Raw genomic sequence first — 25,484 nt, forward strand, 5'->3', positions numbered from 1 at the left:
GGGGCGGTTACTTTGCGTTCAGCAGGTTCGTCCTGACCCATGCCTGATCGTATGTCGGCGCGATGATCTTTCCGGGCGGCGTCTTCGAGAACTCGCCGAGGTTCTTCTGATCGATCGAGACCACCGCCATGCTCTGGGTCTTGGGTACTTTCGCGCCTTGTCGGATGGCGATGGCGTACCACATCGCGGCGGTCACGATGCCGGGGCTCGTGTTCACCGACATCGTCTTGTAGCCGCTCGACTTAGACTTCTCGTCCCACCAGCGGATGAAGTCGGATGAACCTGCGCCGCCGATGACAGGCAGCTTGGATCTGTACTGGGGCGCGTTGTCGAAGGCCTTGGCGATACCGTAGTCGTCGCCACCGCCCTGAGAGAGCACCAGGTCGATGTGGGGCAGGGTCGGCAGGATGTTGCTGACCTGCGCCTGGGCGACCGCTGCGTTGAAGTCACCACGCACCGTCGCTACGAGCTTGATGTCGGGATAGTCCTTGAGCGCCAGATTCTGGGCTTTGAACATCTGCGCATCGGGCGAGGTGCCTGCGAAACCGCGCACCTGCAAGACGTTGCCCTTGCCGCCGATCGAGTCGATGAGCGCCTTCGTAAGGCCGGTCTGATAGTCGAACTGGAAGTTCAGGTTGTAGGCACACGGCGCCGTGACGATGCCGTCGAAGGCGACCACGGTGATCTTCGCGCTGCATGCCTTTTCGAGGATGCCGTTCAACGCCGCTTCGGATGCCGGATTGACTATCAGGACGTTGACGCCCTTGAGAATGAACTCACTGATTTGTGCAATCTGCTGGGTCGGACTCCCGTCGCCGTTTCCGATGTGGTAGCTGTCGATCGCCCCATCGGCCTTCGCCTTGTCGGCCGCCTCGGTGAACAGCTCCACCATTTGATGTTTCCATGTGTTGCCATAGAACGAGTTGGACATGCCAACAACAATCTTTTCGGCGGCGATCGCATGGTGCGCAACGCTTAAGATTAGCGAAGCCAAAAGGGCCAGAGACTTGACTTGCATGATGCTTATGTCCTTGTATTTCTGAGATTGAAGAAGCCAGAAAAGAGGCTCAAAGCATTATGTGAATCAGCACTCGCGAGCATTTGGACAGTCGTGCCAACTGAGTTGTTCGGGCTTGCCAACCACTTGTTGTCTGAACGCCAGGAGTTGCACCTTGGTGCTCGACTTGTGATCGACGGTGCGTTCGCGCGGCGCGCTATTAAGCGCAGCAATTCGGCGCTGACAGCCGACAACCACCGCAGTGCAGTTGCAAATGTTCCGTCTTGACCGTTATCGGCTGGCCACTACGACCGACCCTGCAGGCACTTGCCGGTCGGAGAAGTCGCAGCAACACAGTCCTCCACTTAGCGCTCAACGACGACGGACATGCGCTACGGGTCCCGGAAGTTCGGCTCAGGTGCGCGGTCAGGCACCGCTGCGCAGCACGTCACTAGGTCGCTTGCCGAATCGACGCTTGAACAGCCGCGAAAAATGAGACAGGTCATTGAACCCGGTCTGAAATGCTGCGTCGGAAATCTGTGCCACACGTCGCTCGTTCAACAGGGCATAGCCGGATTTCAGACGAAGTTCCCAGATCGACTTGCTTACCGAGCAATCGTGATGCGCGAACGCGCGTGCTAGAGTTCTGGAGGAGACATACAGGGCGTCAGCGATGTCCTCCGCACACAATCCCACCTCATGCAGCCTCTCGCTGATATGGCTCTGAGCCTTCAGGAAAAGCTTGCGATACCGTGCGCTCTCCGGTTGTCTGAGATCTCCGGCCATTCTCTCGAGGCATGCCGAGAGCATATCGAGAAAGCTCCATGCGAACCGAGACCTGCAAGGACCCGGCGCCGCGTCGTCGTCAAGGTGCCACGCCTCTTCGGCCATGCAGCGCAGCACCCGACCTATCGACTGATGCCCGTCAATCTGAATGGACATCATGTCCTCGAAACGAGGAAACCGGGCGGCCAGATGGCGCCGGCCTATGCGGATCAGGAGCATCGACTCCGGTGACAGATGATGCTCGAAGGGGCGGGCTGAGTCGTACAAAACGATGTCTCCGGCCCCTAGGACCGCATCGACGCCGTTCTGACTCATCTTTGCGGAGCCCGCCTGCATGAGCGCAAAGACAATGTCATCCTGGGTGCTTGTGCGAACATGGCTGGCCGTCCGGCGGAACTCGTGTTCGTTCGCGCTCAGTCGGCAGACGGTCAGCGGCCCAAGCTCATGGCCGCTAAGGCTGGCCTGGAAATCGGATGCCCGGTCAAAGCGGCCTGCCGCCGGGATCAGGCGCTCGGCAATGATCGAACTCCAGTAGTCATGACACTTTTCTCCGCGCAGAGATCTTGTCGAATAGTCAAAGTTCGTCATGTGTCTTTAGGATGTAGATCCAGGATGTCCGAGCGCAGGCACATGGACCGATTTGATGTGTGGACTACGTCGTCTCGGCGATGCGTCTGAAGGCCGCGCCTTGGTCCGGTGACCTCGGTGACCGATTTCTATCGGCCTCTCTTCATCGCTGCACAGTCGACCGGACGCGGCGGCTCCAGTGCTGTTGATGTCGCCGGCCTCTTGCGCAAGTGGAATGCATCGATATCGCCGTGGGGGAAAGAGTCGGGCATACCCTTGGCAATGCTTACCGCTTCGACTGGCGCCAGCGTGCTTCGCGCAAGCGGAAGAAGTGCGCGCATCGCACCTTCTTCGTCGGCGCCCCAAGATTGCCAGATGCGTGCCGCTTCGCCCAGTAACACGCCGCCGTGCTGTGACGGGTACGCGGCGGCGTGATACTTCGCGCGCATTCCGGGTGACAGATGGTTGACCGCACACCCGACTCTGGCACTGAGCTGTATCAGCACGGCGTTCAGAATTCCCGAGGCCTCGATGGTCACGGTGCAGCCTGCCAGGGTGCGCGCCGCAGCCTCGGGGTGCCCGAAGGTGTGCCGGGTGAAAGCCGCCGATCAGCGCGCCGTCGGCCGCGGCCTTGGCCAAAGCGTCAACGGAGGTCGCCCCACTGCAGTGCACCACACCGATTCCGGGGGGGCAATTCAAAGCGGCAGTAGCCGACGCGATGGCCCCATCCGGCCTAGTCACAAACACAATACCGCATTCGTCGGCGACTGCCTGTGCAGTGATGACTCGACAACTCCTGGTTTTGCCTGCGAGCCGATCGGCCTCTCTGGCGTCGCGACTCGCCGCCGCATGCACCGTGCAGTGAGCGGACGCCAGCGCCCAGGCGAGCGCGTATCCAAGGCGACCGGCGCCGATGAGTCCGAATTTCAGACTTCCGATATCAAGGTTGGCCGTGAGCATAAGCCGCGAAATTCCTGTAAGCCCGACCGCGTCGAGCGCGATTGGCATCATGGCGCGACGGGCGTCCCGTGTCTTGGCGATTCCGGTCGCGCTGTGCAAAACCGGCCAAGCGACCCCGTAAGGTGCGAGGTGTGGCCTGCATGGACCGACGTACAGCGGTGCTCGACCGGATAGAAGGGGCCTGTGCTCCAGGAAAAGCGGCGCGCTCGGCCCAGATCGGGCACTTGGAGAACATCTGATCAAGTCGTAAAACGGCTTGATGACGAGTGTGCGCGTTGTCCCGCAGCCCTCGCAGGCTCATCGCACGGTGCATCTCATACGGTTGAGGGCCTTGTGGCCCCTTCACGGCGCCCGCAGACGCACCTGTCCCATCGTCGCAATCAATTTCCTTCTGGCCATCCACAGGTTAGACAGCGCGACCAGCTTGATCACAAGGGCCGTGTTCTTGGCCAAGCCCTTGAACCGCACCTTCGCCAAGCCGAACTGCCGTTTGATCACCCGGAACGGATGTTCCATCCTTTGCTCAAATGCTGGCTTGGTGGAACAGTGACCTGCACTCGCGATGTTTCTCGCGTCGGATGTGGCGTCGACGATCTAGGGTCAGCTGTTCCAAATCGATGGCGGCACGCGATCGATTGCCTGAGCTGACGCTGGCGCACTTTATTTACTCCATTGCCTGCCTTGATTTTCTTTGAGGGTGCTGTTGCGCGGGAATGCGGACAAAACTTGAACTGCCTGAAAGTAGTTCATGTATTCCTACGAAGATCGGATTCGAGCCGTTGAGCTCTACATCAAGCTCGGCAAACGAGTCAGAGAGCGAGTTGATGGTCTGGACCGACGTCATCTGCTTCGATGGTTGAAGACGCTACCGAAGCGTTTCGGTGCGAACGCGCGAAGGTCGCAATCGACGGCATCGCCGCCAAGCAAAGCCGACACGCAGGAGGCCGTGATGCCGGACCAGGTCAGTCCGCAATGACCATGGCCAAAGGCTGCAAGCACGCCCGGGACGCCCTCGATCTCACCGATCACGGGCAACCCGTCAGGAGTGCTCGGACGCACGCCCATCCAGGGGACCGCATCGCGATCCGGCAGTCGCTCGAAGAACGGTTTGGCGTGCGCTCGCAGAGCTTCGGCTCGTCGATAGTCCGGCGCAGCATCGGGAGCCTTGAACTCCGCAGTACCTGCCAGGCGCAGGCCCGCATTCATTGGGGTGGCGATGAAGTAGTGCTCCGGAAAAGCCACCGGTCGTCGCAGCAGGCCGGTGGCAGCCGGCAGCATCAAGTGGTAGCCCCGCTCCGAGGCGAGGGGCACCTTGCAGCCAAGTGCGCGCAGCAGTTCGGCGGATGCGAGTCCAGCGCAGACGACAACATGGTCGGCATTTATGGACCCTGTGGAGGTTCGGACCGAGAGGCCACTTGCATCTCTCCGGATCTCCTGAACACCGGCTTGCTGGAAACTGGCGCCATAGCGCAGCGCCGACTGCAGCAGGCGCAGGCCCAGCGCCTGAGGGTCGACGCAGCGCCCGGAATTCTTGAACAGCAGGCCACCCGCAAGGCCCTTGCTCAGGGCCGGCTCGCTCTCTGCGAGATCCGTAGTAGCCAGGCGCTCGACAGCGATGCCATGTTCCAACCATTGGGGGATCGCGGCCGCGATCTTCTCGAGTGCAGCGGCATGGCGAAAAGCCAACACCACGCCATCGCGATCCAGAAGGTTGGTGGCGTCGGCAATGCGCGCGAGTCGGTATAGGTGTTCGAAGGAGGGAACGGTCAGCGAGGTCATTGCGTCCGTCACCCGGGTGCGCGCCGTCGCACGCATCAGCGGCAGGGCATGCATTGCCCAACTCGCGAGCTTCGGCGCGTAAGCAGCCCCGACCACGACCGGCCCGTCGCGAGCCATCAGCAGGCGCGGCAGCTGAATCAGCAGCGATGGCGAGACGGGCGGGAAGATGCTTGACTCCGACAAGTGGCCTGCATTGCCGGCCGAGCAACCGTTCATCGGTGCCTGGCGATCAACGATCGAGACCGCATATCCGTCTTTCTGCAGCCGCAAAGCGACCGCAGCGCCGATGATTCCCGCGCCCACTACCACGACTCTGGAACTCCTGGCCCCAGCTCTCGGATCAGCGGTCATGGATGTCCGAAAGAAAGGCCTTTGCGCGCGGATGCGCCGCTCCACTGAAGAAGTCCTGCGGTGCCCCCCTTTCCAGAATCTCTCCCTCGTCCATGAACCAGACACGGTGTGCGATCTCGCGCGCAAAGCCCATTTCATGCGTCACGCACATCATGGCCATGCCGTCACGTGCCGGCGCCTTCGTCACGCTGATCACTTCGCCGACCATCTCGGGGTCCAGCGCACCGGAAGGCTTGATTCGGGCGACGCAGTCGGAAAAGTCAGTGCTCATCGGGATCGATTCTTTCGGTGGAAGCTTGGCTATCGCAGAGGTCGGCAAATTCTGAAACTCGGTCGTCGCTAAAAAAAGCGATATTTCGGATTCCAGTTGCATTCCTGCCGACGATATGTAGACGGCTTCATCTACGCCATTGAGAATGCGATATTTCATACCTACCTGCGATTTCTCCTGACGACACGTCATCGCGGGCACCTGGAGTCACGGTGTTCACATTCAAGCATCTGGAAGCCCTGTACTGGGTGGTCAAGCTTGGCGGGTTTTCGCAAGCGGCCAATCAACTGCACACCACCCAGTCGGCGGTCTCGAAACGCGTGCAAGAACTCGAGGCTCTGGTCGAGACGCAACTGTTCGACCGCAGTCTTCGCACCGCGCGGCTTTCAAGCCGTGGTGAAGAGATGTTCCGAACCGCGCAGCGGCTGCTGCAGGAGCGTGATCTTGCGATGGAGAATTTCGTCAGCCCGCAACTGCGCGAGCGGCGCCTTTGCATCGGGGTGACCGAGGTGACCGCTCTGACCTGGTTGCCGCGACTGGTCAACATGGTGACTTCGCGTTTCCCTCGCGTGCGCGTGGAGCCCAATGTGGACAGCGAAGTCGTGCTGCGCGAGAAGTTGCTGACCGGGGAACTCGACTTAATCATCGCTACGGACAGCGTTCGCGACGACCGTTTTGCTTCGGAGCATGTCGGCCGGCTCTATTTCGACTGGATGAGCAAGCCGGGACTGGTGCGAGGCACGCGCCGATCAATGCGCGCGAGCGACCTGATGAAGTACCCCATCATCCGTCAGCAGGTGAAGTCAGCCAATGGAAAGCTGCTCGATAAATGGTTCCGAGTGAACGACCTGAAGCCCGCGCAGGTCATGGTGAGCAATAGCCTGTTGGCCCAGATCGGAATGACTGTGGCCGGCGCCGGGGTTAGCTATCTGCCAAGCGCATGTTTACGCGTCATGGCCGACGTCGGATTGCTCGAGGTCATCGAGGCCGCCCCCAGTTTGCCCCGGCCTGAGTATCTGGCGACATACCGGGCTGATTCGAATGACACCTTCTTGCCGCTGATCGCCCAGTTGGCGAAGGAGACTTGCGATTTCACGCAGTTGTTTCAAACCTGAGGCGTTGCCCCTGTCGGCCTAGGCGCGTGCTGCGATCGCCTCGATCTCTACAAGGATCTCGAGCGTTGTCGGGCCGCCGAGCAATGTGCTTCGTGCTGGGAAGGGGCCTGGCGCAAAGAACTCGGCGTACATGCGGTTGAAGGCAGTTGTGTCGGCCTCGTTGCGGACGAAACAGGTGCATTTCAACACCCTCTCCTTGGAAGTTCCCGCTGCCGTGAGTACGGTTTGCAAGTTACCCAGTGTCTGCTTCATCTGGGCCTCGAAGCCTTCGAGAATTTTTCCATCGATAACTCCGACTTGTCCTGAGACGTAGACGGTATTTTCGTGCGCTCGAAAACTGGACAGCGGACGAGGCGATATGGAGCTGGACTGGGGAGTAGACATGTTGGGAAAAGTGAAGCCAGTGAAGAGCGGTGATTGTTCGGTGGCCCGGGCTCGAAGAAAAGCGACTTTTTCTATCTCGAATATATGCTCCTATGGAATGAATCTCCCTCGGATGCAAGCTGTCGTCTCACAGGCCTCTCCAATTCGATACGACCATAAGGTCGTGGCATTGAGCCGCGTAGTGGACAAAGCGGGGTCGCGTCGGATGGAGCGAGCCGTATCGCCCAGTACGTTGATGTCAATCGGCGGCGCTGGACCCGAAACCGATCAGAAGCTCACGACGTGCCACGCATGACCAGCGAGCGAACTGATGCGTCCCAGGTGTCCTGACCCACGGCGTCGTAGAGGACCTGCGCGCCGCGCCCATCGGTGTGGCGTCGACGATCTCGAGTCAACTGTTCGCGATCGATGGCGATACGCAATCGATTGCCTACGACTAGCGTTCGCGCACTTTATTTGCTCCAATTTCTTGCCATAGTTTTCTTTGAGGTTGCTGGTCAAGATTGCGTCGGCGCCAGCAAGGAAAGATTGGGGTGAGGTTGGTCACGTTCAGGTCAGCGACTCGCCCACGACCAAGTGCTACCCTGCATGCAGTGCTCGCTCAAGACAACTCGGATGACCATGGCTACAGGACCACATTCCACGTCACGCCATCACCCCTCATGACTCAGGGAGAACGACCGCTTGGCAATATCCGCGACACCATAGCCGAGCGCCGAGTGGAGATGTCTCAAGAAGCAAAAGTGATACGGAACCTTCGGGGCCGTCGGGGTCGTCTTGACAAGCTGCAGTTGTCCTCGGTCGACCTCCTGCGTGAACATCGCGATGGGCAGGCAACTGATACCCACTCCTGCGGAAATCAGGGCGGCCAGGGCATTCGCATTGTTCCCGCCATAGATCCGCTCGGGCTGCACGCCCGTGTCCTCCCACAGTTGCGCACACAGCTCGGTGATGATCGAGTTGGCGCTTTGTTCGATGACCGGCAACCTTGCGAGGTCGCGCAGTGGATGGACCACATCGGGCGCGAATGCGCCTGGCGCAGCGAACCAGCTGAACGGCACGACGCCCAGCTGCATACGCTCCAGCCCTTCCACGGGTGATGGGTCCGGCAGGATCGCGAAGTCCAGCCTGCCCTCTTCCACGCGCTGGCGCAGCAATGTCGAAAGGTCGATCTCTGGCTGAATGACAACGGCGGGGTAGGTGTTCTTCATCTCCCTGATGAAGCGGCCGAACCATGTCAGCGCCGTCAATTCGGTGAGCCCCACATGCACGATGCGCGCCGGCTGCTGCGTGGATCCCTTCATGAGGTCCAACTCGTCGAGCAGGGCGAACAGCCGCTCGCACTCTGTCGCGAGTTCCTGGCCCTTCGCAGTCAGCGCGTTCTTGCGTCCGACGTTCTCGAAGAGGGGCGCCGCGGCGAGCGCTTCAACTTCCTGCAAGCGCTTCGTCGTGGCCGATTGCGTGATGTGCAGCTTCTCGGCGGCTTTGCTGAGCGTGCCCATGCGCGCCACCCAGTAGAACGCCTGGATCTGCTTGATCGTCAGCATGCGCGTAGTTCCTGGGCGCAAAGTGCGGGCAGTGTGTGGAACGGCGTGTCGAAGTCGCAACTGAGTTGCGCAACTTCGATGACGGATCGATGGAACGCGGAAATCGTGTCTATGCGTGCGATCGCCACGTAGTGCAAGTCGGGCGGATCGACGGGAATCTGCGTTTCCCGCAGGCTCCCGCGCTGAAGGGCGTCCATTGCCATGGCCCTTGGCAGATTCGCGATGCCGAGCCCGGCCGCGGCAATGCCGGACAGCGCCGCCAAGCTGTCGCTCTGAATCACATTCGCGGGCTTCATGGAGCGTTCTTTGAGCCAGGCTTCAAGACGCCGGCCGGCACCGGTCGATGGTCCTTGAAGAAGCAGCGTCTGCCGCTCCAGCTCGTTCAGCGACAGGCGGTCCGAGTGCAGCAACCCGGGTGCGCTGAACCAGCCCGTCGCAGCCGCCCCGACGGGTATACGGATCATCTCGGTGCTCCGGATCACATCGACTACCACGGCCATGTTCAGTCTGCCGCTGCGTACCTTGTCGTGCAATTCAGGCGAGGAACCTACCTCGACCTCGAGGTGGACCTTGGGGTACAGCTCGCGCAACCTGCCGACAAACCGCGGAAGCCATGTGACCGCAGCGAGTTCCGTGACGCCGAAGCGCAGCCCGGCCGAAACGAGTTCGGCGCTGCAAAAGCGTTCGGTCAGCGTGGCGCGCTGCTTGAGGATGGCTCGCGCGATGCGCAGCGCCTCCTGGCCAGCCACGGTCAGGCGGGCAGCGCGCTGATCGCGAGAGAACAGGGGCAATGCGAACTCGGCTTCGAAGTCCTGAATGAGGCGGGATACCGCTGATTGCGAGGTGTTGAGACTGCGGGCCGCACCTTTGAACGAGCCCATGTCCACCACCGCCGCGAGGGCTTCAAGTTCTCTAAAAGTCGTCATCCAGCGTCCTCCGCCAAGTGCCCACGCTGCCGTGGCTTACCCTTGTAATAGTTCTCAAAAATGAACCATATCGTATCGATAAATATCCCTTTACGGAATATCCCCGGGTGAGAAGAATCCGTCTGTCCGTGAGCTTCGTCCGCCCTTGCTGTGTCGCAAAGGCCGACTCACTGATCCCTCCTTCAACTCTGAAAGCGACGATCATGAAATTCGGAAAACTCTTCTCCTGCCTGGCTATGGCGGGCCTGTTTCTTGTCGTCGCCTCGGCACGCGCAGATCAGCTGTCGGACATCAAGGCCAAGGGAACGTTGGTGTGCGGCGTCGTCGGCACGCTGGAGCCGTTTGCATTCCAGGACACGGCTTCGCGCGATGTCGTGGGCTACGACGTGGATTTCTGTAAGGCCGTGGCCAAGCTGCTGGGGCTGAAGGCGGAGCCCAAGGTTGTTTCGCTGGAGGCGCGTATTCCCGAGCTGACCCAGGGACGCGTGGACATCCTGGCGGCAGTGCTCGGCTACAACCCGAGCCGCGCAGAACAGATCGCGTTCTCCAAAGCTTATTTCGTCAGCAATCAGTCGGTCGCGGCGAAGAAGGGCGCTTTCCAGCAGCGTGACGATCTCGCTGGCAAGCGTGTCGCGACCATCAAGGGTTCGAGCAACATTCCGCTCATGCAAAAGGTGGTGCCCACCGCGCAGTTGGTGAGCTACGACGACGCGCCTTCGGCATTCACTGCGCTGGTGCAGAACAAGGTGGAGGGCTACGTCCTCTCCGAATCGCTGATGCGCCGTTTCATCGCGAAGCTGGGCCCGAGCGCGAACATCGAAGTGCTGAGTCCGCCCGTCGGCCGCGAATACTGGGGCCTCGGCATGAAGAAAGGTGAACCCGCGCTGGAGAAGGCGGTGAACGACGCGCTCGACGCCCTGGAGAAGTCAGGCGAAGCGCAGCAAATCTTCGACAAGTGGATGGGGCCGAAGACCACCTACCAGATGCGCCGCGACTTCGCGGTCGAGCAGATCAAGGGTTGAGATGAAGGTCGGTCACAGAAGGGGATGCCATGTCCATCAGTCTGAATTTCACTTCGCTCCTGGCCGCGCCCAACCTTGACCACCTTCTCGCGGGCATCAAGTTCACGGGCCTGCTGACGGTGGCGAGTTGGCTCCTGGCCTTCGTTCTAGGAGTGGCGCTGGCCACCTTACGGGTCACCGGCAATCCGGTGGCCGAGCGCGGGGTCGCGGCGTGGGTGTCGTATCAGCAGAACGTGCCCATCCTCGCGCACCTCTTCCTGTGGTACTTCGGCATTCCGACCTTGCTGCCGGACGCTGCGCAATCGTGGATCAACGGCCACAACGGCGAACTCATCTTCGCCTCGATCGCCATCGGGCTGTGCATGTCCGCGTATTTCTGCGAGGACGTTCGCAGCGGCTTGCGCGCTGTGCCACCGGGTCAGCAAGAAGCCTCCCGCTCGCTGGGACTAAGCTTTCTGAAGACCATGCGCTTCGTGGTGCTGCCGCAGGCCATGCGTACGGCGCTGCCGCCGTTCATCAACCACACGATCATCCTGTTCAAGAACACGAGCCTAGCCATGGCACTGGGCGCAGCGGAGCTGACGTACGTGGTGCGCGAGATCGAGAACCAGACGTTCAGGACGTTCGAGGCGTACACGCTGGCCACCGCGTTCTATCTGCTGGTCTCCCTAGGGCTGATGGGCGTCGGCGTGCTCGTGGCCCGGCGCATGCAGGTACCGGGGAGATAGGCCATGTGGGAAATCCTTCAAGACCATCTGCCCAGCCTGCTGATCGGCCAGGCGCCCAACGGACCGCTCGGAGGACTGGCGCTGACGCTGATCCTGTCGGTGCTCGGTCTGGGGCTGGCGTTTCCGCTGTCCATCGCCTTGGCGCTGTGCCGCCTGTCGCCCTATGCGATCCTGAAATGGCCGAGCACCGTGTTCGTCTATGTGATCCGGGGTATCCCTCTGGTGATGCTGGTGTTCTGGAGCTACTTCCTGGTTCCGGTGCTCATCGGTCGTCCCACCAGCGCCTTCACCACGCTGGTCGTCACCCTCGTGCTGTACCAGGCGACCTACATGTCCGAGATCGTGCGCGCCGGCATCGAGGCGTTGCCGCGAGGGCAGACTGAGGCTTCTCGCTCGCTGGGTATGAGCTACGGACTGACGATGCGCCAGGTGATCCTGCCGCAGGCGCTCTACAACATGTTGCCCAGCCTGATCAGCCAGTTTGTTTCCACCATCAAGGAGACATCCATCGGCTACGTGATCAGCGTGCACGAACTCACCTTCTCGGCCAACCAGGTCAATTCCGCCTTGCTGACCAAGCCGCTGGAAGTGTTCATCACGCTGTCGTCGATCTATTTCCTCGTCTGTTTCGCCCTGACGCAGACCGCGCGTGCCCTCGAGCGCCGGGTGGAGCGTCGGCGGTCCCATGTCACCCCCTCCGCAGGAACATCCAATGATCCGCTTCTCCAAAGTTAACAAGTGGTATGGCGATTACCACGCGCTGGCCGATGTCACTGAACAGGTCGGCAAAGGGGAGGTGGTGGTCGTTTGCGGCCCCTCCGGTTCAGGCAAATCGACTCTGATCCGCACTGTCAACCGGCTGGAAGAAATTCAGGGCGGCCAGATCTTTCTGGAGGGTAAGGACGTGCACGACAAGTCGGTGGACATCAATCGGTTTCGCACGCAGGTAGGTTTTGTGTTCCAGCAATTCAACTTGTTCCCGCACATGTCGGCACTCGACAACGTCTGCCTTGCCCCTGTGAAGGTCACCGGCAAGTCCAAGGCCGCGGCGCGAGAGAAGGGCATGCAGTTGCTCGACCGCGTGGGCCTGGCGCACAAGGCCGAGGCATACCCGCAGCAACTCTCCGGCGGCCAGCAGCAGCGGGTCGCCATCGCCAGAGCCCTGGCGATGGAGCCGCCGGTCATGCTGTTCGATGAACCGACCAGTGCGCTGGATCCGGAAATGGTGGGCGAGGTGCTCAACGTCATGAGATCGCTGGCGCGCGATGGTATGACGATGATGTGCGTGACGCATGAGATGAATTTCGCGCGCGAGGTCAGCAATCGCGTGTGGTTCATGGATCAAGGCCGGCTGGTCGAGACGGGCAAGCCCGATGCATTCTTCACCAACCCGCAGAGCGAGCGCGCCAAGCGCTTCCTGTCGGACCTGCGCTCGCACTGAGCCTCCACCTGTCATGAACCGTTCCTCTTCGCAGGAATCGATCGCGGTCGTCGGCGGCGGCATCATCGGCCTGTCGGTGGCGATGGAACTGCTGCGCGATGGCCACGCCGTGACGCTCATCGAGCGCGATGCACCCATGCAGGCGTGCTCCGCGGGCAACGCTGGCTACCTGTCCGACGCCAACATCTTTCCGCCCGCGTCGCCCGACATGCTCTGGCAGATGCCCAGGCTGCTGCTGGCCAAGGACGGCCCGTTGGTGATCCGTCCCGGCTACGTCGGCCACATGCTGCCGTGGAGCATGCGCGCGCTCAGCGTCCTCAAGTCCCAGGCTCTCGCCAAGGTGACCGACACGCTGGCCGCCATGACCCGCCTCGCATTCGAATCGGTCTCGAAGCTGGCCGCGCAGGCGGACGCGGCCGCTTTGCTGACGCGTGATGGAGGCTTGGTTGCCTACAAGACAGTCGCTGCGCTGGAGAAGAAGGCGGCTTGCATGGACACCTGGAATCGCCACGGCTTGCCGGTGCGCCGATTGTCGGGCGCGGAGATGCAGGACCTCGAGCCCGCACTGGTTCCCGAGATCGTGGGCGGGCTATTGTTCGAGAACTCCGGGCGCTGCAGCAATCCGCAAGGACTGGGGCTGCGCTATGCGGAGCATCTTCGTCGCCACGGGGTGCAGTTCGTGCAGGACGAGGTCCGCGCCTTGTCCCGACTGCCGGACGGCCAGATCGCGGTCCGAGGCACACGGGGCAGCGCGAACTACGGCCAAGTCGTGGTCTGTGGGGGATTCTGGAGCGGCTCGCTTATGCAGCCCTTCTTCCGCCGCGTTCCGCTGGTGTCAGAACGGGGATACCACCTGATGCTGCCGCGACCTGGGCTCCAACTCAGGCGCCCCATTGTTTTCGGAGAGCCGCACTTCGCAGCCACGCCCATGGACGAAGGACTGCGGCTGGCTGGCACGGCGGAATTCGCGCGCTGGGACTCCCCGCCCAGTTGGAGCAGGGCCCACATGCTGCTGACGCTGGCGCAGCAGTACCTGCGGCAGGTTGATGGTGCGCAGGCCAAACCATGGATGGGGATCCGCCCCTCGCTGCCTGACGGCTTGCCGGCAATCGGGACGGTTCCCGACGCACCCGGCATCCACTACGCGTTCGGCCACGCGCACAACGGCCTGACGCTTTCGGCGGTGACTGCGCAGTGCGTATCGGCTCTGGTGCGAGGGGCAGCGCCGCCGGTAGCCACTGGCCCGATGGCACTGGAGCGGTTCAGCTGAATCCGCGCCCGTCTCACGTCACTCGACAGACCTTCTCTTCATCACCAGGAACAACCACATGTCTTTGCCGATCCGCTTTCCGTCTCCGCTCGCCGCACCCCTGTCCAAAGCCGTGCGCGCCGGCGATTTCCTGTTCCTCTCCGGCCAGACGCCGAAGAACGATGACCTCACGCCGCTGCGCGGCGACATCCAGGCGCAAACCCGCAATGTGCTCGATGCCATCGCCGCCAGCCTGGCCGAACACGGCCTGGGCATGGAGCACGTGGTGCGCGCCACATGCTGGCTTTCCGACATCAAGCTGATGAAGCCTTTTAACGAGATCTATGCGACTTACTTCATCGAAGGATTGCCGGTGCGCAGCACCGTGGAAGCCAAGCTGTCGCAGGACGTGGACGTCGAGATCGAGGTGACCGCCTGGTCGCCCGCCAAGAGCAGGGAGTGACAGCGCATGAGCAGCACAACCTCCATCGTCGCCTCGCGCCTGGGCCAAGTGAAGCCCTCGGCCAGCATCGCCGCAAAGGCCAAGGCCGACGCGCTGCGTGCCGCCGGCCGGGAGATCATCGACTTCACCGTTGGGGAGCCAGACTTTCCAACGCCCGCGCACATCGTCGAGGCCGGCACCAAGGCGCTCTTGCAAGGGCAGACTCGCTACACCGCTTCGGCCGGTACCCTGCCGCTGCGCAACGCCATCATCGGCAAGCTCAAGCGCGAGAACGGTCTGGATTACGAGCTTCCCGAAATCGTGGTGGGATGCGGTGCCAAGCACATCATCTTCAATGCTTTCACTGCCTCGCTGAATGCTGGCGACGAAGTAGTCATCCCTGCGCCGTACTGGGTTTCGTATCCCGAGATGGTCCTCATCAACGGCGGCGTGCCGAAGATCGTGGACTGCCCGGCAACGAGCGGCTTCAAGCTGACACCGGCCGCGTTGGAGCGGGCGATCACGCCGCGCACGCGTTGGCTGGTGCTGAACTCGCCCAACAATCCGACGGGCGCGGTCTACTCGAAGGCGGAGCTGCGCGCGCTCGGCGAGGTACTGCTCAAGCATCCGCAGGTGTGGGTGATGACAGACGAAATCTATGAGCACTTCGCCTATAACGGCGCGAGTCATGTTTGCATCCTGCAGACGATGCCCGAACTGCGCGGGCGTACGCTGGTCATCAACGGCGTCTCCAAGGCTTACGCGATGACCGGCTGGCGCATCGGCTACGGTGCCGGGCCGGCCGAACTGGTCAAGGCCATCACGCTGCTGATCACCCAGAGCACGACGTGCGCGACCTCGGCCGCCCAGGCCGCCGCCGTGGAGGCGCTGAACGGCCCGCAGGATTGCGTGGCCGAGGCCGCCAGGCTCTTCGAGAGCCGGCGCGATCGCCTGGCGACCCAACTGAGCGCCATCGACGGCATCGAGTGCGACCTGCCCCTCGGCGCGTTCTACGTGTTTGCCTCCATCGCCGGCTTGATCGGGCGCAGCACGCCCGCCGGCGTCCGGCTGAAGACCGACCAGGATGTGGCGAACTACCTCATCGAGCATGCCGGCGTCGTCACCATCAACGGCACCTCTTACGGCCTGTCGCCATACCTGCGTTTTTCCTTCGCTACCGCCGCTGCCGAGATTGACCGCGGCTGTGCGGCGATCGCTGCCGCGGTGGATGAACTGCGCAAGCCATAACCCCATTTCAACTGGAGACCTCATGTCCTATCAATCCACCTCCGAATTCGATCGCGTGACCCCCGACCAGATTGCGCGCGCCCGCCAGTTCCAGGCCGCCATCCTGTGCGATGTGGCCGGTCGTCGCGGCACCATGAATTCCCGGATTCGTGCGCTGAACCCCGCGATGACCGTGTGCGGTCCAGCCTATACCGTGGAAGTGCGCCCCGGCGACAACCTGATGTTCCATGTGGCCCTTGCGGTTGCAAAGCCGGGCGACGTGATCGTGGTGGACGGCAAGGCGGACACCACCTGCGCGCTATTCGGCGACCTGATGGTGACCCAAGCCGAGGCGGCAAGCCTGGGTGGCTTCGTCGTGGACGCGGCTTCGCGCGACACGGCCTCGTTGGCGGCCGGCAATTTTCCAATCTTCGCTGGCGGCACGAACCCGTGCGGACCCACCAAAGGCCTGCCAGGCCGCCTGAGCATTCCGGTGTCGGTGGGGGGCGTCGCCGTCAACCCGGGCGACCTGGTGGTGGGCGACGTGGATGGCGTGGTCGTGATACCGCGCAATGAAGTCGAAGGAGTGCTAGCGGCTGCGCAGAAAAAGGTGGAACTCGAGGCTCAGCGCATCAAGGAGATCGAAGAGGGGCTCCTGGTGTCGCCTTGGCTTGATGATGCGCTCCGACAGGCCGCCCTGCCGGCGCTGAGCGCCTGAGATCGAAATGACAAGAGGCCTGAAGCAATGACGCTTCCCGATCATGTGCCGGTTGCCGCGTTAGGTGAGTACCCGACACCCCTGCAGGAACTGAAAAGGCTTTCGAGTCGCCTGGGCGGTGCCCGGCTGTGGGTCAAGCGCGACGACCTGACCGGACTGGCTTTTGGAGGATCCAAGACGCGATCGCTGGGAACATTGTTCGGCCGCGCGCTGGCCGACGGTGCGGACACGGTTATCACGTGCGGGCCGACGACATCGAACCACGTGCGACTGACGGCGGCGGCCGCCAGCCGGCTGGGACTGAACGTTGTGTTGGTGCTGCGACGTCCCAGCGGCGCCCCGGTGCCGCTGCAAGGCAACATGCTACTGAACCATGTGCTCGGCGCACGTCTCGTCTACGCTGACGTGGACTCGCTGGCCGAACTGGAGCCGGCAATGGAGCGCGTGGCCCGCGAACTGAAGGACCAGGGTGCCAAGCCTTTCATCATTCCGGGCGGCGGCTATTCGCCGGTGGGTGCGCTCGGCTACGTCGGCTTGGTGCAGGAACTGGTGCAGCAATCTGAGGACGCCGGTATTGGCATAGATGCGATGGTGTTCGCATCGGGCTCGGGCTGCATACAGAGTGGGTTGCTGCTCGGCGGAATGGTGAGCGGCGCGCGTTTGCCAGTGATAGGCCTGACTATCAACCGCAGTGTGGCCGAGCTCAGGCCTCGCATCCTGCACGACGTCGAGGCCGCAGCCAGGCTGATCGGGTTGGACGCAACGCTGGCCGAGGAAGAGGTGCGCGTGCTGGATGACTATATCGGCGCCGGCTATGCCATTCCGTCGGACGCTGGCATGGCCGCCATCGACCTTCTGGCGCGCACCGAGGGCCTCCTGCTGGATCCTTGCTACACGGGCAAATCCATGGCGGGTGCGATGGATCTGGCCGTGCGTCATTTCAAGCCGGGCCAGAACATTGTGTTCATCCATACGGGCGGAACACCGGGAGTCTTCAGCTATGCCGAGCAGCTTGCCGGTGCACGTGCGGACGACGCTTGATGCTCGTTCGCTGCTGCAGGCAATGAGAAGGAGCAACAAGAAAGATGTCGCCCGTGCAACTCACGATGCTGAATGCAGCCATCCAGACCGTAGCCGACGGCAACGCCCGGCCCATCGTTCACTCTGATCGCGGTGCCCACTATCGCTGGCTGATTGGCACCCAATCCTGATGACTGAGCTTCTCCACGGCCATGTCGGCGAACAACGCCACTGCCATTGGCCGCTGCTGGCGGCTGGGGTAGACAACGCTCAGGCCGCGGCCGGCCCGCGTGTACTGCGGCAGCACCCGCACCAGCCTGCCCGTCGCGATATCTGATGCAGTCAGGACGGACGGCAGTGCCGCGATGCCAAGGCCGGCGCACGCGGCCTTGCGCAGAACTTCTTGTACGTTGCTGTTGAAACGTCCCCTCACGCGCACCTCCTTCTGCATGCCATTCATGTCCTGCAAGTGCCATGTGACGCCGCTACCGGTATTGCACTGCACCACGCACTCATGCTCGCGCAGTTCTTCGGGGTCAGTGGGCGTGCCGTGCGCCGCCAGATAGGCAGGACTGGCGATCAGTTCGCCGTTGCTCGCGAAGATTCGCCGGATCACATTGCTGGAGTCTTGGAAGGATCCACTGCGAAATGCGATGTCGATGCGGTCGGCGATCAGCAGGGACGCGGCCTTGGATAGGCTGCCTTGATCCGCAACCAACAAGACGATCTCGAGGTGGCGAATTCTTAGTTTTCCTCGAAAGGGCGTCATAGGTGCCGCAAAAAGCGGTACACATTGCTGTGAGGTCTATAGGCTGACACGGTCACGATAGGCTTGTCGCTGTTGCCTATGAAGTAGGCCGCGAGCTTAGCAAATGGGCGTAGTGAATCCCAGAAACCCTTGGCCTAGCTGAACGCGATAGCACGACGGCCGCGTACAGCACGCTGAAGCGCTGTTTGCTTTGCTGCACCCCGGCTTTGTTCGTCGCTGGTGCCAAGGCCACCCGCGCCGGCGCCTCGACATGTCCAGCGCTGATCAGGGGCGCAAGCTTGCCAGCACATTCGGGTTTACCACCTTCCAGAACCAACCCGTGTGCCTATCGGCTTCACGAGCCGCCAAGTGCCCCATCGTTAGCGTGGTGGAAATGGCATCGAACACGTTGCCATTTCCATCTCCTTTCGCTCGGAGGGCGAACTCCGCCTCGACGACCGTGTTCTTCTCTCATCCACCATCATGTGCAGCCGGGCACTGAAGAAGTGTTGATGGGCGAGGCCTTAGATCTCCGGTGTCGCCGTGCCGCCCGTGGCAGAGCGCTGGCCAAGTGCCAGCGCGGCTGTCTGGATGATTCCGGTGAGCTTGACCTCGAACTATATGGTTCCGTCCTGATAGAGGTACCAGAAGAATCCGCAATCGTAGTTGGTGACGGCGCAGAAGAAACGGGTCACAAGCCGATGCGACCGCCGCATCTCGAGCACGCTTGAGCGGGATTCGTAGTGCTTCCAGAGCATGCCGTAGCCTTCCTCGCGCATGCACACGGCGTTCGTCATCACATACGGCAACCCGAAATCGTCGGCCGCGGGGATGTCGAAGTAGGTGATGGCGCCAAGGCAATCGCATCCGAGTTGCAGTTGATTGACCAAGCGGCCCAATCCATATTCGCCGGCGTCGAAAGCGCATTTCTAATAGTGGTTGAGTTCTTTGTCGGAGGACGGCACGCCCATGTTGGTGATGCTCGCGCGAAAGACGATCGGACGCGCTTCAACGCCGTCTCTGTATCCGGCTGACGGAGCACCAGGCCTTCGCGGGGCGCATGAGACCTCCTATGAAAGGTCGAGGGCGGTTGCCACCGTGTCATGGCGGCACCAATCGCTGCTGCCGGTGGCAGGAGCCTTCATTGCTTACGAGGAAATCTCGAACATTCGACTGAAGTCGCAGCACTCCTGGGAAAGCATCACGATCGAGGAGATCAACGTGCTTCGTTGATCTCCCTTGTACATCGCGACGTACTTCATCACAGGCGGTGCCGGCGTGCACGCGATGACCATCAGCGATCCGGTGGCCACCATCGGGGCCAGGCATTTCTCCGGCATGCAGCCGATGCCGAGACCCGATGCGGTCAGACCGATCATCGCCACGAGGTTGTTGACGATGATCACATTGGACGGTTGGACGCCAAGCGATTTCATCCAGCTGTTGTGGGCCATGCCCGCGCCCGACCGACTGCCCTGCAGCAGCAGTCGGCGTGATGCCAATTCATGCAGCCGGAAGGCCTTTCCCGGCTCGACGAACCCCGGCTTGCACATCCAGACGCTGGAGAACTCGCCGACCACATGGCTCGGCAGGTGCGCTTCCGCGAACACGTCCGGCACGAGCACCAGGTCCAGTTCATCCGCCAGCAGCTTCTCCTTCAGGTTGCCGCTTGCATCCACGTCGGGCTCGATCGTGACCTTGGGGTAGTAGCGCTGGATCGCATCCACCAGCCGGTGCAACCAGGTCATGGCGGTGAACTCGGTCACGCCGATGCGCACGCGGCGTTCGATGACCTCCGACTTGCCGATCTGGTCGATGGCGGCGTCCCGGTGCTCGAGGAGCTTCTTGGCCAATACAAACATTTCCTCGCCTTTTTCGGTGAGGCGGGCTGTGCGCTGGGACCGGTCGAAGAGCTCCAGGTCGAAGCTTGCTTCCAACTCGTGCACCCGTTTCGACACCGCGGATATCGAGGTGTGCAGTTTCCGGGCGGCTTGGGAGAAGCCGCCCAACTGCACAACCCAATAAAGGGCTTCCAGTTGCTTGAAGGTCATCATGGTCCGGAAAAACCCTGAATGGTTTCCTTTTTTTCCACCAAATTTCCCGAAAAATTTCGCTTTTTGAAATTTTAGGCAACTTTCACAATTGCGCCATCGAATTGATGTTGAGGCGTATGTCCATGGTTGCTTCCAGTTTTGCCATTCACCCCGCACCACCCGTCGCGCCGGAAAATGTGCTGGCCGCGTTTCGGGAAGTGGCTACCCCCCACATCAGCGACAACCTGCAGCGCCTCAGCGGGATCGTCGGGTTGCATCGTTTTCACCGGCACAGGAAGCTGGTGGGAACGGCGATCACGGTCAAGACGCGCCCGGGCGACAACCTGCTGATCTACAAGGCCCTGATGATGTGCGCTCCAGGCCATGTGCTGGTCATCGATGGCGGTGGGGATACGAACAATGCGCTGGTGGGCGAACTCATCATGCTTTACGCGCAACAGCGCGGCTGCACTGGCCTCGTCCTCGATGGCGCGATCCGTGATGCAGCGGCCTTTCGCGAAGCCGACTTCCCCTGCTATGCGCGTGCCGCCATTCACCGCGGGCCTTACAAGAACGGGCCTGGCGCCGTCAACGTGCCCGTGAGCGTAGGTGGGCAGATCGTGCAGCCCGGCGACATCGTGGTTGCCGACGACGATGGAATCGTGAGTTTCCCCCCGACGGAGGCCGCCCGCCTGCTGGACGCGATCGAACAGACCGCCCGCTTCGAGGCGGCGATCAAGGCGGAGATCGCCAACGGAAAGGTCGAGCAATCCTGGCTCACCAAAGCGTTTGCGCCCCACGGCCTCTGAACCCGTCGGCCACTCCCTCCCATTCAACTTTTCCGGAGACCCCTGTGAGCACCTTGTTGGCCCAACGCCTCTTCGGCGTCAAACCTTCACCCAGCATGGCCGCGAAGACCCGGGTCGATGCCATGCGCGCGGCCGGCCGCCGCATCGTCGACTTCACCATCGGCGAGCCCGACTTCCCGACACCGCGCCACATCGTCGACGGCGGAGTGGCCGCCCTGCTGGCCGGGCAGACCCGTTACACCGCATCCAACGGCACGCCCGCCCTGCGGCAGGCCATCGCCGACAAGCTGCAACGCGAGAACGCACTGGCATTCAAGCCAGAGAACATCGCCGTGGGCAATGGGGCAAAGCACATCATCTACAACGCCTTTGCCGCGACGCTGAACGCGGGGGACGAGGTGATCGTGCCTGCGCCGTACTGGGTCTCGTATCCGGACATGGTGGCGCTTCACGGCGGTACGGCTGTCGTGGTGCCGAGCTCGCAGCGCGAGGGATTCAAGTTGACGCCAGCGGCGCTGGGCGCTGCCATCACCCCTCGGACGCGGTGGCTGGTTCTCAACACGCCCAACAACCCGACGGGGGCGGTCTATACCCGCGGCGAGCTGGCGGCGCTGGGCGAGGTCTTGAAGCGGCACCCGCACGTCTGGCTGATGACCGACGAGATCTACGAGCACTTCGTCTACGGCGATGCAGTGCACGTGTCTCCGCTGGGTGCACTGCCTGAGCTGGCGGAGCGCACACTGTTGATCAACGGTGTCTCGAAAGCCTATGCAATGACCGGATGGCGAATCGGCTACGGCGCCGGTCCCGTGTCGTTGATCAAGGCCATCACCATGCTGCTGTCGCAGAGCACGTCGTGCCCGAGTTCGATAGGCCAGGCTGCAGCGGTCATTGCGCTCGAAGGCCCACAGGAGTCGGTCGGGGCGGCTGCGGCCTTGTTCGGCAGTCGCAGGGACCGCATGGTGCAGCTGCTGCGGGAGGTTTCGGGTCTCGAGTGCGCTCCGCCGGACGGAGCGTTCTATGTCTTCCCCAGCGTGGCCGGATTGATCGGACGCACCACGCCGGAGGGCAGCGTTCTTTCTTCCGATGTCGACGTAGTGCACTACTTCCTCGAGCATGCCAGCGTCGCGACGATCGATGGAACGTCCTACGGCATGCCCAACCACTTGCGCATGTCCTTTGCCACCGGCGTCGACGTGATCGAGCAGGGCTGCAGCTTCCTGCAAGACGCGGTACGCGATCTTTCCTGATGTCCTCTCATTTCGTTCAACTTGCCCGGAGTCGCCCTATGAAAAAGACTGCATCGATCCTCATTGCCGGCGCCTGCCTGGCGCTGTTGGCCAACCTCGCGCAAGCAGACCAACTCGCCGATATCAAGGCAAAGGGAACCTTCGTCTGCGGCACCCTGGGTACGGCCGAGCCGTTCAGCTTTTCCAACGCCCAGACGCGGGAAGTCGAAGGCTACGACGTGGACTTCTGCAAGGCACTGGCCAAGTCGCTGGGGGTCAAGCTGGAACTCAAGCTCATCTCGGTGGCGGCTCGCATCCCCGAGCTGCAGCAGGGACGGGTGGACGCCGTGATCGCCAATCTGGGGTGGAGCGCCGAGCGTGCCGAGCAGATCGCCTTCAGCAATCAGTACTTTGCCAGCGAGCAGAAGGTTGCTGCGCGCAAGGACAGCGGATTCACTTCTCTCAAGGATCTGACGGGCAAGCGGGTCAGCGCGGTCAAGGGCTCCAGTTCGGAGATGCTGGTACGCAAGATGATCCCCGGAGCAACCACCATCACCTTCCAGGATCCGCCGAATGCCTTTCTCGCGATGCAGCAGGGGAAGGCTGAAGGGTTTGCCGTCTCCGAGCTCAACCTCGTGAAGTTCCGCCAGCAGTCCGAAAGCACGGTGCCCATCGTCATGCTGGAGCCCTCCCTGATGCTGGAGCCTTGGGGCATCGGCATGCGCAAGGAAGAGGGGGCCTTCGTCAAGCAGGTGAACGCCACGCTGGAGTCGATGGAAAAATCCGGCGAAGCACGGCAGATCTTCGACAAGTGGCTGGGCACCGGGACGTCCTACAAGATGCAGCGCGGCTTCAAGATCGAGCCGATCAAGGGCTGATAGGTCGCATGCAACGGGACGCACGTCATGGGTAGCAAGCTCGACTTCTCGGTCCTGTCGCGAGGCGAATATCCGCAATGGATATGGCACGGCGTGCTCACGATGTTCGAACTCACGCTGGCCGCATGGCTGTTCGCCGTCGTGCTGGGTACGGTGCTGGCGGTGATTCGCATGGCGGACAGCCGCGTGGCCAAGGCTTTCGTGTCGAGCTACGTCGAGTATCACCAGAACGTCCCCATGCTCGTGCAGATTTTCCTCTGGTACTTCGGCATGCCTGCGCTGCTGCCGCGAGTTGCACAGCAATGGCTCAATGTACACAACAGCGAGTTCCTGCTGGCTTTCGTCTCCATCGGCTTGTGCATGGCGGCCTATGTTTCCGAAGGTTTGCGCGGCGGCGTCCGGTCGATTCCGAAGTCGCAACTGGAAGCGGCGCGCGCGATGGGTCTTTCCTACCTGCAAGCCTCGCGCCTCGTCGTACTGCCGCAGGCGCTCCGGATTGCTTTGCCCACGCTGGTGAGCCACTCGGTGTTGCTGTTCAAGAACACGAGTCTCGCCATGACCATCGGTGTGGCGGAGCTGACCTACGCAACGCGGGAGATCGAGAGTCAATCGTTCAAAACCATCGAGGTGTACATGCTCTCGACGGTGATCTACCTAGGCGTTTCTCTTTTGATCATGACGGCGGGAGCTGGCCTTGAAAGCCGCTATCGCATCCGGACGAGGTGAGCCGTGGACAGTGTTCTCTTCATCCTGCGCGACTACGGCACGCTGCTTCTCGTGGGCCAGTACCCGAACGGGCCATTGGGAGGGTTGGCGGTCACGTTGGTTCTCTCCGTTCTTGGACTGCTGCTCGCATTTCCTCTCGGCGTCGCCATCGCCCTGGCCCGGATCAGTCCGTTCCGCTGGCTGCGCATGCCGGCGGCCGCCGTGATCTACGGAGTGCGCGGCGTGCCGTTGCTCATGTTCATTTTCTGGGTCTACTTCTTCGTACCTGTTCTGACCGGCCGAACGGTCAGCGGCTTCACGACGATGGTGATCACGCTGGTGATCTACCAGGCTGCCTACCTAGCAGAGATCGTCCGCGCCGGCATCGAGGGGCTGCCTGGCGGGCAGACCGAAGCGGCGCGCGCGGTGGGCCTGAGCTACACGCAGACGATGGTGAAAGTTGTTCTCCCGCAGGCGCTCTACAACATGGTGCCGGCGCTGGTCAGCCAGTTTGTTTCGACCATTAAGGAAACGTCCCTTGGGTACGTGATCAGCGTGAACGAAGTGACGTTCGCGGCCAACCAGATCAACAGTTCGCTGATGACTCAACCATTTCAGGTGTACTTCATTCTTGCGGCGATCTACTTCTGCCTGTGCTTCTCGCTCACGCGGTTCGCACGCTTCCTGGAGCGCCGAATTGCCGATCGGCGCGAAGGGGCCCGTCGGATGACGACCAGCTCCGCAATCGTCGCAAGCCAGTCTCCCGTACCGAAGCAAGCCGCATGAATACATCGCCCAGCCATACCCCTCTCATCGCCTTCGACCTCGTGAACAAATGGTACGGCGAGTACCGGGCGTTGAATGACATCAGTGCCCAGGTGCACAAGGGAGAAGTCGTCGTCGTGTGCGGACCCTCGGGGTCCGGCAAATCGACGCTGATACGCACTGTCAACCGGCTGGAGAACATCCAGGGCGGGACGATCCGTTTCAACGGCCAGGACGTGCATGCGCCGTCGGTCAACGTCAACATGTTCCGAAGCCAGGTTGGTTTCGTGTTCCAGAGCTTCAACCTGTTTCCGCATCTATCAGTCGCCCACAACATAATGTTGGGCCCCATGACCGTTCGCAAGCACAAGCGGGAACAGGCGCGAGCTCGAGCGCTCGAATTGCTCGATCGCGTGGGCCTGGTTTCGAAGGCAAACGCATTTCCGGGTCAGTTGTCGGGGGGGCAGCAGCAGCGCGTGGCGATTGCGCGGGCGCTTGCCATGGACCCGCCAGCCATGCTGTTCGATGAACCGACGAGCGCGCTGGATCCCGAGATGGTCGGCGAGGTGCTGCAGGTGATGAAATCACTGGCACGTGACGGCATGACGATGATGTGTGTGACCCATGAAATGAACTTCGCGCGGGAAGTGGCGGATCGCGTCTGGTTCATGGATCAAGGTCGCCTGGTGGAAACGGGCCTGCCCGGTGAGTTCTTCTCCAATCCACGCAGCGAACGCGCGCAAAAGTTTCTCGCGGATCTGCGCTCGCACTAGCGAGCGGCGGGAAG

25 protein-coding genes and 4 pseudogenes are annotated in these 25,484 nt (G+C 61.8%); 16 read left to right on the forward strand and 13 right to left on the reverse strand.

The annotated features are described in order from the left end of the window. Positions 1-7: 7 nt before the first annotated feature. The 7 genes and pseudogenes from QRN67_RS01265 to QRN67_RS01290 form a co-directional block, all read right to left on the reverse strand. Positions 8-1,018, reverse strand: a complete 1,011-nt coding sequence (locus QRN67_RS01265; RefSeq protein WP_285409952.1) for a substrate-binding domain-containing protein — start codon at positions 1,016-1,018, stop codon at positions 8-10. 405 nt (positions 1,019-1,423) lie between these two features. Further along, a complete protein-coding gene (locus QRN67_RS01270) occupies positions 1,424-2,371 on the reverse strand; it encodes an AraC-like ligand-binding domain-containing protein (RefSeq protein ID WP_285409953.1) in 948 nt (315 codons plus the stop codon). Positions 2,372-2,499: 128 nt separating this feature from the next. Then, positions 2,500-2,889 carry a DUF2520 domain-containing protein gene (locus QRN67_RS01275; protein ID WP_285409954.1) on the reverse strand — a complete coding sequence of 130 codons (390 nt, stop codon included), beginning with the start codon at positions 2,887-2,889 and terminating at the stop codon, positions 2,500-2,502. A 64-nt stretch (positions 2,890-2,953) separates the two neighbouring features. After that, positions 2,954-3,361: pseudogene (locus QRN67_RS33190) on the reverse strand (NAD(P)-binding domain-containing protein); the annotation flags it as partial. A gap of 291 nt (positions 3,362-3,652) precedes the next feature. Beyond that, positions 3,653-3,826: pseudogene (locus QRN67_RS01280) on the reverse strand (IS5/IS1182 family transposase); the annotation flags it as partial. 324 nt (positions 3,827-4,150) lie between these two features. Continuing rightward, a complete protein-coding gene (locus QRN67_RS01285) occupies positions 4,151-5,440 on the reverse strand; it encodes an NAD(P)/FAD-dependent oxidoreductase (RefSeq protein WP_285409955.1) in 1,290 nt (429 codons plus the stop codon). Beyond that, positions 5,430-5,675 (reverse strand): annotated as a pseudogene (locus QRN67_RS01290) (amino acid ABC transporter ATP-binding protein); the annotation flags it as partial. The pseudogene QRN67_RS01290 and the gene QRN67_RS01285, both read right to left, overlap by 11 nt. Positions 5,676-5,923: 248 nt before the next feature. On the opposite strand from QRN67_RS01290, the gene QRN67_RS01295 reads away from it, so the two are divergent. Continuing rightward, on the forward strand, positions 5,924-6,826 hold the full coding sequence (locus QRN67_RS01295) for a LysR family transcriptional regulator (RefSeq protein WP_285409956.1): 903 nt from the start codon (positions 5,924-5,926) through the stop codon (positions 6,824-6,826). An 18-nt stretch (positions 6,827-6,844) separates the two neighbouring features. On the opposite strand, the gene QRN67_RS01300 is transcribed toward QRN67_RS01295, so the two are convergent. The 3 genes from QRN67_RS01300 to QRN67_RS01310 all read right to left on the reverse strand — a co-directional run bounded on the left by QRN67_RS01300 (position 6,845) and on the right by QRN67_RS01310 (position 9,683). After that, positions 6,845-7,210, reverse strand: a complete 366-nt coding sequence (locus QRN67_RS01300; RefSeq protein WP_285409957.1) for a RidA family protein — start codon at positions 7,208-7,210, stop codon at positions 6,845-6,847. Between the two features lie 653 nt (positions 7,211-7,863). Then, positions 7,864-8,757 carry a LysR family transcriptional regulator gene (locus tag QRN67_RS01305; RefSeq protein WP_285409958.1) on the reverse strand — a complete coding sequence of 298 codons (894 nt, stop codon included), beginning with the start codon at positions 8,755-8,757 and terminating at the stop codon, positions 7,864-7,866. Continuing rightward, complete coding sequence (locus tag QRN67_RS01310) at positions 8,751-9,683, reverse strand: LysR family transcriptional regulator (RefSeq protein WP_285409959.1); 933 nt, start codon at positions 9,681-9,683, stop codon at positions 8,751-8,753. The genes QRN67_RS01305 and QRN67_RS01310 overlap by 7 nt, the downstream gene beginning before the upstream one ends. Positions 9,684-9,886: 203 nt before the next feature. On the opposite strand from QRN67_RS01310, the gene QRN67_RS01315 reads away from it, so the two are divergent. From QRN67_RS01315 to QRN67_RS01355, 9 genes are read left to right on the forward strand one after another with little or no spacing between them, the layout of a single operon-like run. Further along, positions 9,887-10,705 (forward strand): ABC transporter substrate-binding protein, encoded by an 819-nt coding sequence (locus QRN67_RS01315; RefSeq protein ID WP_285409960.1) that lies wholly within the window; start codon positions 9,887-9,889, stop codon positions 10,703-10,705. 29 nt (positions 10,706-10,734) lie between these two features. Then, a complete protein-coding gene (locus QRN67_RS01320) occupies positions 10,735-11,433 on the forward strand; it encodes an amino acid ABC transporter permease (RefSeq protein ID WP_285409961.1) in 699 nt (232 codons plus the stop codon). A gap of 3 nt (positions 11,434-11,436) precedes the next feature. Continuing rightward, positions 11,437-12,168: an amino acid ABC transporter permease gene (locus QRN67_RS01325; RefSeq protein WP_285409963.1), complete on the forward strand. Its 732-nt coding sequence runs from the start codon at positions 11,437-11,439 to the stop codon at positions 12,166-12,168. Continuing rightward, positions 12,146-12,874: an amino acid ABC transporter ATP-binding protein gene (locus tag QRN67_RS01330; protein ID WP_285409964.1), complete on the forward strand. Its 729-nt coding sequence runs from the start codon at positions 12,146-12,148 to the stop codon at positions 12,872-12,874. The genes QRN67_RS01325 and QRN67_RS01330 overlap by 23 nt, the downstream gene beginning before the upstream one ends. Before the next feature lie 13 nt (positions 12,875-12,887). Next, entirely contained in the window at positions 12,888-14,144 is a 1,257-nt protein-coding gene (locus QRN67_RS01335) for an NAD(P)/FAD-dependent oxidoreductase (protein WP_285409965.1), read from the forward strand. Positions 14,145-14,202: 58 nt separating this feature from the next. Beyond that, positions 14,203-14,586 carry a RidA family protein gene (locus tag QRN67_RS01340; protein ID WP_285409966.1) on the forward strand — a complete coding sequence of 128 codons (384 nt, stop codon included), beginning with the start codon at positions 14,203-14,205 and terminating at the stop codon, positions 14,584-14,586. Positions 14,587-14,592: 6 nt separating this feature from the next. Further along, a complete protein-coding gene (locus QRN67_RS01345; protein ID WP_285409968.1) occupies positions 14,593-15,813 on the forward strand; it encodes an aminotransferase class I/II-fold pyridoxal phosphate-dependent enzyme in 1,221 nt (406 codons plus the stop codon). Positions 15,814-15,835: 22 nt separating this feature from the next. Continuing rightward, entirely contained in the window at positions 15,836-16,510 is a 675-nt protein-coding gene (locus tag QRN67_RS01350; protein WP_285409969.1) for an RraA family protein, read from the forward strand. 27 nt (positions 16,511-16,537) lie between these two features. Next, a complete protein-coding gene (locus tag QRN67_RS01355; RefSeq protein ID WP_285409971.1) occupies positions 16,538-17,551 on the forward strand; it encodes a D-cysteine desulfhydrase family protein in 1,014 nt (337 codons plus the stop codon). A gap of 139 nt (positions 17,552-17,690) precedes the next feature. On the opposite strand, the gene QRN67_RS01360 is transcribed toward QRN67_RS01355, so the two are convergent. The 3 genes and pseudogenes from QRN67_RS01360 to QRN67_RS01370 all read right to left on the reverse strand — a co-directional run bounded on the left by QRN67_RS01360 (position 17,691) and on the right by QRN67_RS01370 (position 20,329). Next, a complete protein-coding gene (locus QRN67_RS01360; protein WP_285409973.1) occupies positions 17,691-18,299 on the reverse strand; it encodes a substrate binding domain-containing protein in 609 nt (202 codons plus the stop codon). Positions 18,300-18,895: 596 nt separating this feature from the next. Next, a pseudogene (locus tag QRN67_RS01365) lies at positions 18,896-19,195 on the reverse strand (copper amine oxidase); the annotation flags it as partial. A gap of 231 nt (positions 19,196-19,426) precedes the next feature. Beyond that, the gene (locus tag QRN67_RS01370) at positions 19,427-20,329 is read right to left on the reverse strand and encodes a LysR family transcriptional regulator (protein ID WP_285410152.1); all 903 of its coding nucleotides are present in this window, start codon (positions 20,327-20,329) and stop codon (positions 19,427-19,429) included. A gap of 125 nt (positions 20,330-20,454) precedes the next feature. Here QRN67_RS01370 and QRN67_RS01375 point away from each other — a divergent pair, with 125 nt between their 5' ends. From QRN67_RS01375 to QRN67_RS01400, 6 genes are read left to right on the forward strand one after another with little or no spacing between them, the layout of a single operon-like run. Then, on the forward strand, positions 20,455-21,120 hold the full coding sequence (locus tag QRN67_RS01375) for an RraA family protein (protein ID WP_285409975.1): 666 nt from the start codon (positions 20,455-20,457) through the stop codon (positions 21,118-21,120). Positions 21,121-21,164: 44 nt separating this feature from the next. Next, entirely contained in the window at positions 21,165-22,370 is a 1,206-nt protein-coding gene (locus QRN67_RS01380; RefSeq protein WP_350226803.1) for an aminotransferase class I/II-fold pyridoxal phosphate-dependent enzyme, read from the forward strand. A gap of 38 nt (positions 22,371-22,408) precedes the next feature. Then, positions 22,409-23,227 carry an ABC transporter substrate-binding protein gene (locus QRN67_RS01385; protein ID WP_285409977.1) on the forward strand — a complete coding sequence of 273 codons (819 nt, stop codon included), beginning with the start codon at positions 22,409-22,411 and terminating at the stop codon, positions 23,225-23,227. Positions 23,228-23,254: 27 nt separating this feature from the next. Next, positions 23,255-23,953, forward strand: coding sequence for an amino acid ABC transporter permease (locus tag QRN67_RS01390; protein ID WP_285409979.1), 699 nt, complete (start codon positions 23,255-23,257; stop codon positions 23,951-23,953). A 3-nt stretch (positions 23,954-23,956) separates the two neighbouring features. After that, positions 23,957-24,718: an amino acid ABC transporter permease gene (locus QRN67_RS01395; protein ID WP_285409981.1), complete on the forward strand. Its 762-nt coding sequence runs from the start codon at positions 23,957-23,959 to the stop codon at positions 24,716-24,718. After that, positions 24,715-25,470, forward strand: a complete 756-nt coding sequence (locus QRN67_RS01400) for an amino acid ABC transporter ATP-binding protein (protein WP_285409982.1) — start codon at positions 24,715-24,717, stop codon at positions 25,468-25,470. The genes QRN67_RS01395 and QRN67_RS01400 overlap by 4 nt, the downstream gene beginning before the upstream one ends. Positions 25,471-25,484 lie beyond the last annotated feature (14 nt).

Source organism: Variovorax sp. efr-133-TYG-130, assembly GCF_030208835.1.
In the GTDB taxonomy this organism is placed as follows: domain Bacteria; phylum Pseudomonadota; class Gammaproteobacteria; order Burkholderiales; family Burkholderiaceae_C; genus Variovorax.

Coding starts and splice junctions, on each gene's coding strand:
- QRN67_RS01265 (WP_285409952.1), bottom strand. CDS start 1,018: ATGCAAGTCAAGTCTCTGGCCCTTTTGGCTTCGCTAATCTTAAGCGTT.
- QRN67_RS01270 (WP_285409953.1), bottom strand. CDS start 2,371: ATGACGAACTTTGACTATTCGACAAGATCTCTGCGCGGAGAAAAGTGT.
- QRN67_RS01285 (WP_285409955.1), bottom strand. CDS start 5,440: ATGACCGCTGATCCGAGAGCTGGGGCCAGGAGTTCCAGAGTCGTGGTA.
- QRN67_RS01300 (WP_285409957.1), bottom strand. CDS start 7,210: ATGTCTACTCCCCAGTCCAGCTCCATATCGCCTCGTCCGCTGTCCAGT.
- QRN67_RS01305 (WP_285409958.1), bottom strand. CDS start 8,757: ATGCTGACGATCAAGCAGATCCAGGCGTTCTACTGGGTGGCGCGCATG.
- QRN67_RS01310 (WP_285409959.1), bottom strand. CDS start 9,683: ATGACGACTTTTAGAGAACTTGAAGCCCTCGCGGCGGTGGTGGACATG.
- QRN67_RS01315 (WP_285409960.1), top strand. CDS start 9,887: ATGAAATTCGGAAAACTCTTCTCCTGCCTGGCTATGGCGGGCCTGTTT.
- QRN67_RS01320 (WP_285409961.1), top strand. CDS start 10,735: ATGTCCATCAGTCTGAATTTCACTTCGCTCCTGGCCGCGCCCAACCTT.
- QRN67_RS01325 (WP_285409963.1), top strand. CDS start 11,437: ATGTGGGAAATCCTTCAAGACCATCTGCCCAGCCTGCTGATCGGCCAG.
- QRN67_RS01330 (WP_285409964.1), top strand. CDS start 12,146: ATGATCCGCTTCTCCAAAGTTAACAAGTGGTATGGCGATTACCACGCG.
- QRN67_RS01335 (WP_285409965.1), top strand. CDS start 12,888: ATGAACCGTTCCTCTTCGCAGGAATCGATCGCGGTCGTCGGCGGCGGC.
- QRN67_RS01340 (WP_285409966.1), top strand. CDS start 14,203: ATGTCTTTGCCGATCCGCTTTCCGTCTCCGCTCGCCGCACCCCTGTCC.
- QRN67_RS01345 (WP_285409968.1), top strand. CDS start 14,593: ATGAGCAGCACAACCTCCATCGTCGCCTCGCGCCTGGGCCAAGTGAAG.
- QRN67_RS01350 (WP_285409969.1), top strand. CDS start 15,836: ATGTCCTATCAATCCACCTCCGAATTCGATCGCGTGACCCCCGACCAG.
- QRN67_RS01355 (WP_285409971.1), top strand. CDS start 16,538: ATGACGCTTCCCGATCATGTGCCGGTTGCCGCGTTAGGTGAGTACCCG.
- QRN67_RS01360 (WP_285409973.1), bottom strand. CDS start 18,299: ATGACGCCCTTTCGAGGAAAACTAAGAATTCGCCACCTCGAGATCGTC.
- QRN67_RS01370 (WP_285410152.1), bottom strand. CDS start 20,329: ATGACCTTCAAGCAACTGGAAGCCCTTTATTGGGTTGTGCAGTTGGGC.
- QRN67_RS01375 (WP_285409975.1), top strand. CDS start 20,455: ATGGTTGCTTCCAGTTTTGCCATTCACCCCGCACCACCCGTCGCGCCG.
- QRN67_RS01385 (WP_285409977.1), top strand. CDS start 22,409: ATGAAAAAGACTGCATCGATCCTCATTGCCGGCGCCTGCCTGGCGCTG.
- QRN67_RS01390 (WP_285409979.1), top strand. CDS start 23,255: ATGGGTAGCAAGCTCGACTTCTCGGTCCTGTCGCGAGGCGAATATCCG.
- QRN67_RS01400 (WP_285409982.1), top strand. CDS start 24,715: ATGAATACATCGCCCAGCCATACCCCTCTCATCGCCTTCGACCTCGTG.